At 31.5% G+C, this 15,499-nt stretch carries 14 protein-coding genes; 6 read left to right on the top strand and 8 right to left on the bottom strand.

Translation table 11 applies throughout. The annotated features are described in order from the left end of the window. Positions 1-5: 5 nt before the first annotated feature. From bioD to bioA, 3 genes are read left to right on the top strand one after another with little or no spacing between them, the layout of a single operon-like run. Complete coding sequence (bioD, locus tag D1816_RS17855) at positions 6-647, top strand: dethiobiotin synthase (RefSeq protein ID WP_118504608.1); 642 nt, start codon at positions 6-8, stop codon at positions 645-647. Between the two features lie 31 nt (positions 648-678). Then, on the top strand, positions 679-1,215 hold the full coding sequence (locus D1816_RS17860; protein ID WP_118504610.1) for an alpha/beta hydrolase: 537 nt from the start codon (positions 679-681) through the stop codon (positions 1,213-1,215). A gap of 50 nt (positions 1,216-1,265) precedes the next feature. Then, positions 1,266-2,531, top strand: coding sequence for an adenosylmethionine--8-amino-7-oxononanoate transaminase (gene bioA / locus D1816_RS17865; protein ID WP_118504612.1), 1,266 nt, complete (start codon positions 1,266-1,268; stop codon positions 2,529-2,531). On the opposite strand, the gene D1816_RS17870 is transcribed toward bioA, so the two are convergent. After that, a complete protein-coding gene (locus D1816_RS17870; protein WP_118504614.1) occupies positions 2,514-3,563 on the bottom strand; it encodes a hypothetical protein in 1,050 nt (349 codons plus the stop codon). The two genes, bioA and D1816_RS17870, sit on opposite strands and share 18 nt — an antisense overlap. Next, complete coding sequence (locus tag D1816_RS17875) at positions 3,532-3,978, bottom strand: cytochrome c oxidase assembly factor Coa1 family protein (protein ID WP_118504616.1); 447 nt, start codon at positions 3,976-3,978, stop codon at positions 3,532-3,534. The genes D1816_RS17870 and D1816_RS17875 overlap by 32 nt, the downstream gene beginning before the upstream one ends. Before the next feature lie 142 nt (positions 3,979-4,120). On the opposite strand from D1816_RS17875, the gene D1816_RS17880 reads away from it, so the two are divergent. The 3 genes from D1816_RS17880 to D1816_RS17890 all read left to right on the top strand — a co-directional run bounded on the left by D1816_RS17880 (position 4,121) and on the right by D1816_RS17890 (position 7,435). Beyond that, positions 4,121-5,290 (top strand): beta-ketoacyl synthase N-terminal-like domain-containing protein, encoded by a 1,170-nt coding sequence (locus D1816_RS17880; protein ID WP_118506284.1) that lies wholly within the window; start codon positions 4,121-4,123, stop codon positions 5,288-5,290. Between the two features lie 103 nt (positions 5,291-5,393). Continuing rightward, complete coding sequence (bioB, locus tag D1816_RS17885) at positions 5,394-6,497, top strand: biotin synthase BioB (RefSeq protein ID WP_118504618.1); 1,104 nt, start codon at positions 5,394-5,396, stop codon at positions 6,495-6,497. A 53-nt stretch (positions 6,498-6,550) separates the two neighbouring features. Next, positions 6,551-7,435 carry a cupin-like domain-containing protein gene (locus tag D1816_RS17890; RefSeq protein ID WP_118504620.1) on the top strand — a complete coding sequence of 295 codons (885 nt, stop codon included), beginning with the start codon at positions 6,551-6,553 and terminating at the stop codon, positions 7,433-7,435. A 597-nt stretch (positions 7,436-8,032) separates the two neighbouring features. On the opposite strand, the gene D1816_RS17895 is transcribed toward D1816_RS17890, so the two are convergent. From D1816_RS17895 to D1816_RS17920, 6 genes are read right to left on the bottom strand one after another with little or no spacing between them, the layout of a single operon-like run. Continuing rightward, on the bottom strand, positions 8,033-8,503 hold the full coding sequence (locus D1816_RS17895; protein ID WP_233565344.1) for a regulatory protein RecX: 471 nt from the start codon (positions 8,501-8,503) through the stop codon (positions 8,033-8,035). A 45-nt stretch (positions 8,504-8,548) separates the two neighbouring features. Next, a complete protein-coding gene (locus D1816_RS17900; protein ID WP_118504622.1) occupies positions 8,549-9,031 on the bottom strand; it encodes a hypothetical protein in 483 nt (160 codons plus the stop codon). Positions 9,032-9,043: 12 nt separating this feature from the next. Then, positions 9,044-10,351 (bottom strand): HlyD family secretion protein, encoded by a 1,308-nt coding sequence (locus tag D1816_RS17905; RefSeq protein ID WP_066315763.1) that lies wholly within the window; start codon positions 10,349-10,351, stop codon positions 9,044-9,046. 16 nt (positions 10,352-10,367) lie between these two features. Next, entirely contained in the window at positions 10,368-12,629 is a 2,262-nt protein-coding gene (locus D1816_RS17910) for a peptidase domain-containing ABC transporter (RefSeq protein WP_082832491.1), read from the bottom strand. Positions 12,630-12,662: 33 nt separating this feature from the next. Further along, a complete protein-coding gene (locus tag D1816_RS17915; RefSeq protein WP_118504624.1) occupies positions 12,663-14,252 on the bottom strand; it encodes a vitamin K epoxide reductase family protein in 1,590 nt (529 codons plus the stop codon). Between the two features lie 34 nt (positions 14,253-14,286). After that, positions 14,287-15,489 carry a lanthionine synthetase LanC family protein gene (locus tag D1816_RS17920; RefSeq protein ID WP_066315769.1) on the bottom strand — a complete coding sequence of 401 codons (1,203 nt, stop codon included), beginning with the start codon at positions 15,487-15,489 and terminating at the stop codon, positions 14,287-14,289. Between the last annotated feature and the right edge of the window lie 10 nt (positions 15,490-15,499).

The following is a 15,499-nucleotide window of genomic DNA, read 5'->3' on the forward strand; positions in this document are numbered from 1 at the left end:
CGAATATGTTGAAAATAGAAAACGAAAACCCTAAAAAAATATTTGTAACTGGAATTGGTACCGATGTTGGCAAAACTATAGTTTCGGCGATTGTCACAGAGGCATTAAGTGCAGATTATTTTAAACCAATACAAGCCGGAGATTTAGACTATGCTGATGCACATAAGGTAAAAGAGTTGGTATCTAATTCAAAATCGCATTTTTTTCCAAATAGTTATGCACTAAATACCCCTATGAGTCCACATGCTGCAGCAGAAATTGATGGAGTCGAAATTAAATTAGATGAGATAGTTTTACCTCAAACAGATAATCATTTGGTAATTGAAGGAGCGGGAGGACTTTTAGTACCTATTAATCAAGAAGACACTATTTTAGATCTAATTGCATCAGAATATAAGGTTATTGTGGTTTCAAGGCATTATTTGGGGAGTATTAATCATACGTTAATGACTATTTGGATCTTAAAAGAACAAGGATTTAATGTGTCGGTTATCTTTAATGGAGATGAGCATAAAACAACCGAGGATGTTATTCGTAACATGACAGATGTGTCAGTAATTGGTAGGATTGATGATGAGCCATATTTTGATCAAAATGTAGTAAGAGAATACGCAACATTATTTAAGGAAAAATTAGAATTACTTTAATTGAATTTTTGAAATCTAAGTTGTGAAAACAATGAAACCGAAATTGTTACTCCTTTCTGATTTGTGGGGTATTGAAAATGCCGTATGGATACAAGACTACCTACAACGTTTAGAGAGCGATTTTGAGATTAAAGTTTACGATTCTTGTCGTTTAGGAGAGATTAATACTTCTAGTACATTAGAAACCAAGAGACATCAACAATTTATTGATAAAGGAATCGATAATGCAGTTCAAAAACTTTTAAAATTAGAAAAAAAGAAAATCAATATTCTGGCATTTAGTATTGGGGGTACCATTGCATGGAAAGCAGGATTACAAGGTTTAGATATTGATCATTTTTATAGTGTTTCTTCGACAAGATTGAGATATGAAGATGAAATCCCTAAGGCTAAGATTAAACTTTATTTTGGAGGAGATGATGTGTATAAGCCCAATGTAGAATGGTTCAAGAAAAATGAAATAGATAATAAAATCTATAAAAATAAAGCACATCATCTGTATTCTGAAATTGATTTTATAACTCATCTGTGTACTGAAATTATAGATGATGAAAAGAGATGTGTTTAGTACATCTTTTTAGAAAATGTATTGACAAATAATATAAGTAGTATAGCAATATGACCTTAAAAGAAAGAGATAAAAAACATTTATGGCATCCACTAACGCAGCATAAAATTCATCCAGATGCATTGCCGATTATAAAAGCAAAAGGAGCATTGTTATACGACGAAAGTGGAAAAATGTATATCGATGGGATTGCCTCTTGGTATACCGCTATGTACGGGCATTGTAATGACTATATTTTAGAGAAAGTACAGCATCAAATGCAGCAATTGGATCAGATTGTTTTTGCTGGGTTTACACATGAACCAGCTATAAAATTATCGGAAGAACTAATTAAAATCTTACCGGATAATCAAGAAAAAGTATTTTTCTCGGATAATGGTTCTACGGCTAACGAAGTAGGTATTAAAATGGCATTGCAATATCATTTTAATAAAGGAGAAAAACGAAATACTATTATTGCGTTTGAAGATGGTTTTCACGGCGATACTTTTGGAGCTATGTCTGCTTCAGGTTTATCTGTTTATAATGGTCCTTTTGAAGACTTTTTTATAGATGTAAAACGTATACCCACGCCAAATTCAGAAAATATAAATGATGTTTTAGAGCAATTAAAATTCATCATTCAAGAAAACAAGGTTGCTGCTTTTATTTATGAACCCCTAGTACAAGGCGCAAATGCTATGCATATGTTCGAAGCTCACCATTTAGATCAACTCCTAGAACTTTGTAGAGCGAACAAAATTATTACGATTGCTGATGAGGTAATGACAGGTTTTGGAAAAACAGGTAAAACCTTTGCATCCGACTATCTTGAATTTAAACCAGATATTATCTCAATGTCTAAATCTCTTACTGCTGGATTTGTACCTATGGCAGTTACTAGTTGTACACAACAGGTATATGATGCATTTTTAGACGATTCTGTAGGAAAAGCGTTTTTTCATGCACATACCTATTCTGCAAATCCAATTGCGTGTACTGTAGCTTTGGCTGGGATAGAATTATTGCAAAGTGAAGAAATGCAACATAACATTCAACGAATAATAAGTTCACATACAACGTTTGATAATACCATAAAAAACCATCCTAAAGTAAAAATTACTCGTCAAAAAGGTGTTATATATGCTTTGGAGTTAAATATTGATATGAATCGCTATGGCAAAAAACGATATGAGATGTTTAACCACTTTATGCAACAAGGTGTTTTTCTACGGCCATTAGGAAATACCATTTACATTCTTGCTCCTTATGTGATTACAAAAGAAGAGTTAGATAAGGTTTATAATGCTATTTTAGAATTATTGAATCAAATTTGATGATGTCGCGTTGATTTTATCTTCTAAAGTAGTTTTAAATTCTTCTTTAGTATCGATAAAAAATGCGATTCTTTTATAGGTTTTTTCAATTCCATAAAGACCTGTAAGTGTTTGTTCATTTTTTAAGGTAATGACCATATTATGACCTTCCAGTTCACCTAGAGGAGATAATTTTCGAGTTTTAGTATCAAATTCGATATCTTTTGATGTAATCTCTATGGTTTCTATTGAATTAATTTCTATACTCGTTTCACTTAAAATACCATAGCGTAGATGCAGTATATTATCTTCAATTACTATAGGCCTTTTTGCAATAGATTTTAAGAACCCAAAGATTTGAATACCCGAATAAATACTTAGTCCCGAAGCAATCCAAGCAGCAATAACGTTCCATTTTAAGAGAAGTATATGAATTGTATAGGTCTCAACTCCTATAATCAATATCAAAGCTAGTAGTAGTGCAATAGTGCCACTGTTTTTATGATAAGTAAATTCATTTTTCTCAATAGTTCTTTTTTTCCAAGCTATGAAACCGTAGTAAAAAACAGCTAGTTCCATAGCAACTAAAGTTGCTGCTTTACGAGGTAGTATTTCAATACACGTCTCTTTTAACGCAGTAAAAAAATCTGGTTTTAGTTGTGCATTAGCCTTATATCTTAGAATTGTTTTTCGAACCTTATAAAAAACATAACTCGCAACACTTAGCTCAACGATTGGAAATATCCAAGTTTTAGCCCAGTTTAGAGTAAATTGTTGTTCTTGAGGTATAATAAAAGAAGAAATCAGTACCCCTAGCACAAAAAATGAAACTACGGTAGTTTTGGGAATGTTTTTCTTCTTAATCAATAAAAAATAAACAAAAGGTATAGTAAATAACAAATCAATAGTTACCCCAACAGATAAGGCATCAGGATGTGCTTCGAATACTTTTGATCGCGTAATCAAAACCATCACAGCTATTAATGTTAACGGAAGCCCAAAGGTTACTAAAGAGGAAGTGTTAATTCTGGTGTTCGTCTTCGTTTTGCTCATATCCTAATAGATCTATTTGTTCATCTGTTTCAGAAATAATCACATACATATCTGAATATGTCCATTGATCATTTCGTTTATTTCCAACTACATAAAGTTTAGCTTCTCCTTTTGGGCCTTTAATAGGAACAGAAATATTCGCTATTCCTACACTATTTTTAATTGAAATTTCCCCTTGCATCATGCCATTTGTCTCGATAGGTTCGCCTAATATCTCAATCACATATTCGTCTTGTTGTACTTTGGCTAGGCCTTCTTTATAAGGGTCAGAACCGGTCATTAACTTACTGACCCCAAAAATCATAGATCCTAAAAAAACAAAAAATAAGACGATAATAGTTAAGCATCCTCCTAAAGGAACTACCCATCCCCAGTTTCTGGCAAACCAACTTTTTTGTTGTCCATGATCTTCCATATTGTATTGTTATAGTTTTGTTTATTAATATGTAGCTAAAAACTAGTTTTTGTTACGAAATTATAGGGTTATAATTATGTAAAAAACAGAATTACTATTGAACAAAACAGATCAAACCCCTACATTTGCCAAAATTTACAAATTGCAACACACAATATCCATTACAGCGATTTCTTCGATATCATCTTTAGGAATTTCGACAGAAGAGATATGGAGAAAATATAAGGAAGCTTCGCATTGTATTTCTTATAAAGATTTTAATGAAGAACAAACTGTTGTTGCCGAACTTTCTGAGCGCGCAAAACAAGTTATACAAGAACTAAGAACCGAATCTGATCACTATAAAGATTTAGACGACTCTGTACTTTTTGGAATATATGCAGCTAGAAATGCGGTACTTGAGGCTGCTTGGAAACAGGATCTTGATTTTGGTATTAATATAGGTTCTTCTCGGGGTGCAACCTCACTTTTTGAGAAATATCATCAGGAATTTCTAGTTACGGGTAAATCATCGACTTTAAGTTCTCCAACGACAACATTAGGTAACATCTCTTCGTGGATTGCTCATGATTTACAAAGTCAGGGGCCAGAAATTAGTCATTCAATCACTTGCTCAACGGCTTTACATGCCGTTTTAAATGGTGTTGCCTGGATACAATCTGGACTAGCAGATAAATTTTTGGTAGGAGGTAGTGAAGCACCATTAACACCTTTTACTATAGCACAAATGAAAGCTCTTAAGATTTATGCTGCTACCGACAAATCGAATTACCCTTGTCAAGCAATGAACTTAGATAAAAAGAGAAATTCTATGTTTTTAGGTGAAGGTGCTGCTGTAGCTTGCTTAGAAAAAGGGAATAAAGAAAATGCTTTGGCATATATAAAAGGAATTGGATATGCAACAGAACCTTTAAAGCACAATATATCAATATCAACAGCAGCAGATTGTTTTCAGAAGTCTATGAAAATGGCTTTGGGAGATATAGCTATAGATGAGGTTGATGCTATTGTATTGCATGCTCCTGGAACTGTAAAAGGGGACCTTGCAGAATATAATGCTATAAAAGCCGTTTTTGGAGATGTGTTACCTGCACTAACCACGAATAAATGGAAAATAGGGCATACTTTCGGGGCTAGTGGTATTTTAAGTTTGGAATTAGCAACATTGATGTTAAAGTATCAAGAGTTTATTCCAGTACCTTATATAGAAAATAATAATATACCAAAACAATTAAACAGAATTATGATCAATGCTGTAGGTTTTGGAGGAAATGCGGTGAGCATTTTATTGGAAGCACCTTTTAGAAATTAACAAGTTTTATGTTTTTTTGTTATTAAAAACTAAGAATTTGATATTTCTTAGTTGTGTTTTTTGATTATAAACAATTACTTTTGAAGATTCACATACCTTTTTTATGAGCGTTATAAGACACGATTGGACAAAGCAAGAGATTCTTGATATTTATAATAAACCCATGATGGATTTACTGTATGAAGCAGCAACAATTCATCGCCAATATCATGATCAAAATACAGTACAGGTATCTACACTATTATCTATAAAAACTGGTGGATGCCCAGAAGATTGCGGATATTGCCCGCAAGCTGCCAGATATCATACAGATATTGAAGGAAATGATCTTATGAGCGTACGCCAAGTAAAAGCGCAAGCGTTACGAGCAAAAGCTTCTGGAAGTTCTAGAGTTTGTATGGGAGCGGCCTGGCGTAATGTTAAAGATGGACAGGAATTCGAGGATGTATTAGAAATGGTTCGGACCATCAACAAATTGGACATGGAAGTATGTTGTACTTTAGGTATGATTACCGAAAATCAAGCACAACGATTAGCAGAAGCAGGTTTATATGCGTATAATCACAACTTAGACACTTCTGAAGAGTACTATAAAGAAGTAATTTCTACAAGAGGCTATGAAGACCGTTTAAAAACAATCGATAATGTTAGAAAAACTAATGTTACCGTTTGTAGTGGTGGTATTATTGGTATGGGAGAAGAAGTAGCAGATAGAGCAGGTATGTTAGTTGCTTTAGCAAAACTAAGCCCGCAGCCCGAATCTGTGCCTATAAACGCATTAGTAGCTGTTGAAGGAACGCCGATGGAAGAAGAAAAACCAGTGGCAATTTGGGATATGATTAGAATGGTAGCTACTACTCGAATTGTAATGCCAAATACACAAGTTAGGTTATCTGCAGGAAGAACAGAAATGACTAGAGAAGGGCAAGCAATGTGTTTCTTTGCCGGAGCAAATTCTATTTTTGCTGGGGACAAATTATTAACAACGCCAAACCCAGATGTAAATGCAGATATGGAGATGTTTAAGTTACTTGGACTTCAGCCTCAAAAACCTTTCGTAAAAAAAGCACAACCAGAAACTGTTGAAGCCGAGGATTCTAAATATGAAGCTCTTGGAGAAAAACCGAAATGGACAAGACCTGGGCATACAATAGATAGAAACGAAACAGCTAAACAAAAAGCTAAAGAAATTATAGAAGATAAGTAAAAGCATGATTTGTGTCTTTGACATCATGAAGTTTTAAAATTAGTTCGCAGAAAATGGAATTAAATTTAGAGCCAATAAAAAGGGTTAAAACAATTTCCAAAGAGGAATTTCTTAAGGAATATTTTGCTTTGCAAAAACCTGTTGTAATAGAACGCTTAACCCAAGATTGGCCTGCATATCATAAATGGAACTTAAATTACATTAATGAAGTAGCTGGCGAAAAAAAAGTGCCTTTGTATGATGACAGGCCTTTATCGTCTGAGTTTAAATTTAATGAACCACATACATACATGAAAATGAGCGAATACATTAATTTGCTCAAAACCAAACCGACTAATTATAGGATTTTTTTATATAATTTACTTAAAGAGGTTCCGAAACTTCAGAAGGATTTTAAATATCCAGATATAGGATTTAAATTCTTAAAAAAAATGCCGATGTTATTTTTTGGAGGAATTAATTCTAAGGTATTTATGCATTATGATATTGATCTAGCTAATATTATTCACTTTCATTTTAACGGAGAAAAACAATGTATATTATTTCCTCCTTCGCAGACCAAGTATCTATATAAAGTCCCTCACGCTCTGATTTCTCATCAAGGTATAGATTTTCAAAACCCTGATGTTAAAAAATGGCCAGCTTTAAAAAATGCTCAAGGTTATATTACAAATCTAAAACATGGTGAGACACTTTATATGCCAGAAGGATACTGGCATCAAATGACCTATTTAACACCTGGTTTTTCGATGAGTATAAGGTCTTATCCTAAGAAAACTATAAATTTTATAAAAGCAGTATATAATGTTTTTATCATGAGACACTTTGATAATGTTATGCGAAAAACAAGAGGAGAGAAGTGGATGAATTATAAAAATGAAAAAGCTATACTTCGTACCAATAAAAGGAATGGATACTTAATTAATGATGACCAATGAGTAACTATAATATATAAAAACAAAACTTTATATAAATTAAATAATAAGGTTTTGTTTTTTCTAATGTATTATTATTATAAAATCGGAGTAATTTTTTTAATGTTATCGTACCATTCGATAGCCTCTTCCACTGCATCTACAATATCATCAATCTAATCTCCAAATCCACCTCCTTGAGTTTGGGTAATTTCTTGAATATTTAGTTCTGTGACATTTAATTGCTTTACATTTTTCATGTTTTGTTGTTTTTAAGATTTGTAATTAGTTCTAATTAGATTGATCAAAAACACCAGCTTCTCTCATCAAGTCTTTTATCTTTTCAATTTGATATTGAATGTATTCCTCTATCCAATTTCCACCGTCAATTGATCTCATTTCTGCAGTGTTTAGTTCTTTAATGTTACACTTTTCTGTTTTTTTCATTTTTTGAAGTTTTAGATGTTATTTTCAAATTCAAACATATAGTAGAATGGTCTCAAATTATGAGAATACGATTTTAATATTGAATTAGAAATGGATTCAACTATGTTCAAAAAAAAATGAATAAGGAAGTATTATGATCTTATACAAACAAGAATATTATTAATAAAAAGTATATTAGAAAGGGATAAGTTCATTAACTTTTTCGAAGACCAGATGAGTCTCCCAACCACGGTATAAAAGATAATCAACTAACTTTTTTCGTTGTTTGTTTTTTTCTGATTCACGAATTGTATCAAACTTCTTTTCTGCGAGTTCATGAAAGGTAGTTAGGTAGTCTTTGTCTGAGATTTCTTTAAGAGCTGTTTTTATATTGTATTCAGAAATTTCACGAAATTTAAGTTCTTTAATTATACGTTGTTTACCCCATTTCTTGATTCGAAATTTTCCTCGGGCAAAACTTTGTGCAAATCGTTCTTCATTCAAGAAATTATGTTCTAGAAGGTGTAAAATGATTTTTTCTTTGGCTTCAGGAATTAAGTGCATTGTAGCCAGTTTATTCATAATATCTTTATGGCAACGTTCCTGATATGCACAATACCGCTCCATTTTGCTAGTAGCTTCTTTAACTGTTATAGATTGTTGCATTCGATTGTACATTGGCATAAAGGTACAACGCTTTTGCAACACCTTTTATAATTGATCGTCTAAAATTAGCAACTTATTGGTAATGATATCTTTTTTAGAGAGTCTTTTCTTTTTTAAAAAAGTTCTTACTTTTCTTTCTTCTGGCTTGTCTTTTATATCCGTTAGAAGATTTTTTCGAGTAAGCTTTCGCAACTCTAGTGGGGCATATTTTGTTTTGTAATAATAGGTATCAAATAATAGCCACTCGGGCATTATTTTTTTGTTTTCCTTATAAATATGAATCCAGTTGTTATGGCCAATAAATTCGCAAAAATTTCCATTAGGTAATATGGTAAAATGAAAAGGATCTATTTCATGATCACTATCAATATCAGAATTAATAATATGAATAAGATTGTCTAGATTTAATGGATTGTCGGCATAGAACAAAAGTGTTTCTAATTTATGTATGATGTCATAAGCTTCAATTTTATTCATTTCATCAAAATGCTTCACAATTTCATGAAGTATTTTCTTGTCGTTTTTCATGATTAATAAAGGTTATGAATTATACTTGAAGATATTTCTAAATTGATAGAATACTCTTTCAATTACTTTTAAGTCTTCTGTCACAATCCCTGCAGTACCTCTCATTTCTCGATTAAAGGATAATGTTTTTCCATAAGTTGTTTGCAAGTTTTCTGGTAAGTTTACTTCGATATAATAGTTGCCTTCGTTATCTGGGGATAAGGACATACTAATTACCTCGCCTCTTACCATTCCAAATTCCTGATAAGGATAATTATCTAGTTTGATTAGAACATTTTGGTTAGGTTTTATTTTTCCTGTATTAATTGCCGGAGTTGTTATCTTTCCGACTAAAAGTGATTTTGAAGGCAAAATAGTTAATACATTGTCTCCGGCTTTTACAAATTGATTTTTCCCCCAAAACTTTTGGAAACTTACTTTTCCATCGATAGATGCGATAAGTAAATAATTTTGTTCCCATTGTTTAAGGGCTCTTTTTAATTGTTTGTAAGATGAGATAACATCTTTAAGGAATTTTGTTTCGTTTTGAATTTTGCTAATATTAGATCCTTGAATTCCTCTGCGAGTATTGTTTTTGGATTCTTGGATTTGAGACATATTAATCTTTGTATTTTCATAATTACGTCTTGCCTGTAAGTATTCTAATTCTTTGTTTTCAAACTCTACTTTAGAAATTACACCTTTGGTATATAACCCTTTGGTACGTTCTAGATCTTGTTTTCTAAACTCTAATTCTTTTTTTTCTAGTTCTCTTTGAGTCTGTAATACTTGTATTCTACCATTTAATTCAGATAGCGTTTGTTGACCAGAAATAGCTTCCATAGAAAAAGGTTTTAAATTTTTATTCAAAATAAAATCAGTAAATGATTTTTCAAATAAGGCATAATCTTGTTCCAATTCTCCAAGAGATAAATGTGCTGTTTTATCTATAGGAAACTCAAAATTCTGATAGTCTAAACGCAGCGTGTCTACGATACTTTTTAGTTGTAAGAAATCTTCGAAATTTGCAGTATTTTCGATAACAGCAAGTATTTGTCCATGTTTTACATATTCTTGATCTTTAACCAAAAGCTTAAGAATTCTTCCACTATTTTTTGCTTCAATTTTTTCTACTGGGACTTCGGTTGTAATAGTGATGTTTGAAGTAACCATATCTGGATATTCTACAATGCAACTAGCTCCAACGATTAACATTAGAATGAAGAAAACCACTGTGATCCCCCAACGAGTCATCCAACTTGGGGGATTACTTAATATTTCTTGAACCTCTTCTGAGCGTAATTCTAATTCTTTAAGTTTATTTTTTTCTATATCATTCATAACGATAAATATTATTTTAACTTATAATTGTAGCTACAGAATTACCATTAAGAAACTCTGCAGGCAATGGTTTCTTGCCATTTAATTTTTCTAATTCTAATTGGTTTTTTACCAATTCATAATAGGCTCCTTTATAGTCTAAAAGTTCTTTATGTGTTCCTTTTTCAACTATTTTTCCGTTATCCATTACTAAAATTTGATCTGCATTTTTTACTGTACTTAATCGATGTGCAATGACTACTGCAGTTCGACCTTTAAAAAATGTATTTAGATTTTCCATGATCGTTTTTTCATTGTTAGCATCTAATGCACTTGTAGCCTCATCAAAAAATATAAAATCTGGATTTTTATACACAGCTCTAGCAATTAATAACCGTTGTTTTTCTCCTCCGCTGATTCCAACTCCTTCATTTCCAATTTCGGTATTGTAACTAAGAGGTAGTCTTTCTATAAAATCCTTGATATTCGCAACTTTTACTGCATGTAAAAGCTTGTCTTTATCGATGTAATCTTCTCCTAGGGCAATATTGTTTGCAATGGTATCATTAAAAATATAACCATCTTGCATAACGACGCCACAATGACCTCTCCAAGTTTTTTGTGAGATATTTTCAAAATTTTGATCCCCTATTTTGATAAGCCCTTTGTTTGGTTTGTAAAAACGCATTAAAGCTTTCATTAAAGTTGTTTTACCACTTCCAGATGCTCCAACAATTGCCGTCTTTTTATTACGCGGAATAACAAGATTCATGTCTTTGATAATTGGTTCTTCTGCACCGATGTACCTAAAAGTTAAGTTTTCTATTTTTATATCACCTTCAGTTGGAATTTCATAAACTTTAGCATCTTCTATGTTTTCTTCATTGTCCTGATCATGAACTTCTTTTAACCTTTCAAGACTTATTTTTGCATCTTGTGTTTCTTGAATGAATTGTAATAATTGTGATATAGGATTATTTAATTGACCTATTATGTATTGAATAGATAACATCATCCCCAAGGAGATTTGACCACTTAAAACCAAAGAGGCAGACGTAAAGGTGATGAGTATATTTTTGAATTGATTAATAGATGTAGAACCTATAGTCTGTGTTTGTTCTAATGTTAACCCTTGAGTTGCAACTTTAAATAACCTAATTTGTATAAACTCCCATCCCCAGCGCTTTTGTTTCTCTGCATTATGTAACTTAATTTCTTGCATCCCTTCGATAAGTTCGATGGTTTTGCTTTGCTCATCACTCATTTGTTTAAAACGCTTATAATCTAATTCCTTTCTTTTTTTAAGGAAAAACAAAATCCAGATAACCAAAAGCGTACTTCCTATTGCAAAAATTCCAAATATCTTAAGATTGTAATAGGCCAAAACTGCACTAAAAACTACGATGTTAAAAAAGGAAAACAGGGTATTTAAAGAAGAATTGGTTAGTAGTTTTTCAATTCTTTGATGGTCATTAATACGTTGCATTAAATCACCGGTCATTCTAGTGTCAAAATAAGATATTGGAAGGTTCATTAGCTTGATAAAGAAATCGGAAACTAGTGAAATATTGATCCTGGTACTTAGATGCAGTAATATCCAACCCCTTATGGCATCAATACTAATTTGACCAATGAACAACATAATTTGTGCTCCTAGGATTAGATGTATAAAGTTGATGTCTTGATTTTGAATCCCAATATCAACAATACTCTGTGTTAAAAAAGGAAATATTAATTGTAGTAAACTTCCAGCTAACAATCCAACTAGAAGTTGCATCATTAAACTTTTATATTTAAATAAATATCTAAATAAGAATGAGAATCCAGATTTACCATTGTTTACTTTATCCCAATTGGTATCATAAAATTTAGGTGTTGTATCCAGAGATAAAATAAGCCCCTCTTGGGTTTTTTCATTAGCATTGTTTCCAATCCATGCTTCTACAAACTCCTTTTTGCTATAATCGATCAACCCATAAGATGGATCTGAGATATATACTCTGTCATTTTTAATTTTATAGACTACTACAAAATGGTATTTTTTCCAGTGTACTATGCATGGTAGTGGCACATCTTCTTTAAAAGTTTCATAATCGGTTTTTATACCAATTGATTTGAAACCCATGTTTTCTGAAGCTTCGGCAAGTCCTAAAAAAGAACTTCCTGTCCTTGTTGTTTGACTTAAGTTGCGTATGGTTTCCAGAGGAATCACTTTGCCATGATGTTTGCTTATAATTCGCAAACATGTTGGACCACAATCTTTGGCTCCGGGTTGTTTATAGAAAGGAAAAGTTTTCAAATTCTTGTATTTTATGTTCTGTTTGTATATCGTTTAAACCAGTGTTAAATCAACATTATATTCCTGTTTCTCATGTAAAAAATCACTGTCGTTAATCAAATCTTGAATAAAATAATCCAGATTTTCTATGTCATAGATTAGTGGGTATTGATATCCATTAATCAGTACTACTGGGGCAAAATCTATTTGATTTTTTGCACACCATTTTTTTTGATGTATAAATGTTGTATTCGCTCTAGATTCGTTTATTTCTGAACCATATTTATCCAGCCAGTTAAAGACATCTTCGTTTTTAAACCAATCATTTAAAGCACTGGAAAAATGTTGTCTTCCTTCACTTAATTGTATAGTAATTAAACGTTGACAAAGTAATTTGTACTCCTCGTATTCATCTTCGATATCAACATTAAGAAGTATGTCTAGATGCAGTTTTTCAGGGTACTTCTTAATTAATTCTTCTAGAAAAAAATGAGCATTTTTACAGTGATCGCAGAAAGGGTCAGTTACTAGTGTAATTGTTACATCTGCAAGCGTATTTTTTGGTGCAATAGTAGTAATGGGGCTTTTGTTCAGAATAGCATTTTTGAATATTGAATAATTACGTAAAAAGCGAGTAGATTTAACCTCATGCGTTCTTAGGTAATTAAGCTTATTTAATATTTTTTTAAGGTAAGTCCAACCAAAAATCAATACGATTTGTATGCCTATAAACAACTGTATTGTATCAAAATTAAATTGAGGAGTTATGGTATTTAGAACAAAAACCATTTCAAGAACAAGCGTTGTTAGTATAGCCAGGCATATAGGACACCATTTTTTTACAATAAATTTTTGAAAATAGATAGAAGTAACAATTATCGGAAGACTCCCTAGAAGGAGTATTTTTTGATAGATAAAATATGTTGAGGTATTATTAGAGATTGAAAAAACGAAATAAGAAATGAGTTGGGATAAAAAGAAAACTAAACTTAAATCAGAAAAACTGATTTTCTCAAAAACTTTCCATTTTTTGGAATTCAAAACGGCATTGCAGTTAGCGCTTGAAGAAATTGAGCAAAATTTATTAAAAATCCTTGAGTCAATTTTAAATAGATCTTTCAGAGAAAAAATAGAAAGTGTTAATCCAACTATTGGAAATATATAGAATAAGTTTTCTATGATCGTATTGTATTTGCTAACAAGTGAGGTAAAAAAAAGAATAGATAATAAGACTAAAGCAGAAAGAGCATATTTGTTTTTTGACTTTCTAGGTTGGTTTTCTGTGGTTTTATGATCTAATAAAAGCACAATACCTTTCCAACGTTGTTTTAGGTGAGCCAAAGAAGTCTTTTTTGAATCTAGGTAATAAGTATTGTTTTTTTTCTGTATTTGGTGTAGATCTTGTTTTGCATATCGACCTTTTAAGAACGTAAGATAATGATCTGGAGTTATATCAATATCTTTAAAATCAACACTGTAAGCGTCACAATTAATTTCAAAATATGCTAAAGTATCTATTACAGATGTTATGTTCGGGTACTTAGGATGCGTTAATAACCTAAAACCAAAGGCTTCTTTATCCAAAGAAATGTTTTGTTGCTTTGAATAGCTTAGTATTGATTGTAAAAGATTATTATTTTCCATCTGTCGATTTTTAGTTTTTTAAACAATTAAGGTTTTAGAATAACATAAAGAAGTCGCTCCAATCATATTGGTTGTAGTGTAACGATAGTAATACTAATCCTGTTCCGCATAACCCATTAAGAACAGAGACTTGATCCATTGTATACGAAGAATCTTCATTTTGTCTATACCAAGGCAAGTAGATATCGCCTTGTATGTTTAATTGTTTTTCTAGATTTTCTAGCAGTTGTTTTTTCCAAAAATCAATTCGTTTGTCTAGAGTAGTATTTTTTAATTGATTATTGATTTTTTGAAAGATGTAAGTTATTCCACTAAGACCATGGCAAAATCCAGTATCAAAAAAAGAATAGTCTTCATAATGATCTAGTTTAGAATTGCTCATTCTTCTAAGCACAATACTATTTAAGAGTGTTTGAATTTCTTTTTTTAAGTCATCTCTTTTTAGAATTTTGCTGGCATATAATAATGTATTTGCAATACCTAGATCTCCGTAACACCAGCCTAAACGACTGTTCATATTTCTTAGGTGTACATCTTCAGAAAAATAGTCTGGAAATTGACTTAGAAGTTTCGTCTCATTTTTGAAGCAAATAAAGCTCTTTATAATCCCTTCAATTAAAGTATCTATATGTTCGTGTTTGTATCCTAATTCTTTTAATCTTACAAGAAATGCTAGTATGCCTGGGAGACCATGCGCCATACCCAAATTAACAAGTTCTTTGTTATCCTCGTTTTGATCGTACCAAAAGATACCTTGATCTGTTTCTTGACGATGCTCATATAGTGAATTTAAAAATTGATCAATTAATCCATTTACTTTTTCTTTATCCTGGTTTTTAGAATTTATAAAGTATAATAGTTTACCAATACTACCGTGCATTGGATCAAAGTGATTGGTTTTAAAATCAATGGATAAAGATTGTAGCAGATATTCTTCAAGCCCTTCTAGAATTTTTTCATCTTCTATAATGTTACATTTCATTAGATATTGAATCACATAAAATATTCCTTCAAATCCTTCAAAGAATCCAGAACCTAGATTTCGTTCGCCAAATACTTGAGTTAATGTTTTAAGAAGCTTTAATGCTTTTTGTTTGTAGATATCTTCATTCGTATATCGATATAATGTTGCTTCAAAAATCAAAGCCCCAAGATCATTATGAATTGTTGGGATTTCCATTTTTTCAGCTTTTTCAAAAAGAATAGATTCTATTTTTTTTATCTGTGTTTCTATCATTTTTAGTGTA

Source organism: Aquimarina sp. AD10, assembly GCF_003443715.1.
GTDB classification, from domain to species: domain Bacteria; phylum Bacteroidota; class Bacteroidia; order Flavobacteriales; family Flavobacteriaceae; genus Aquimarina; species Aquimarina aggregata.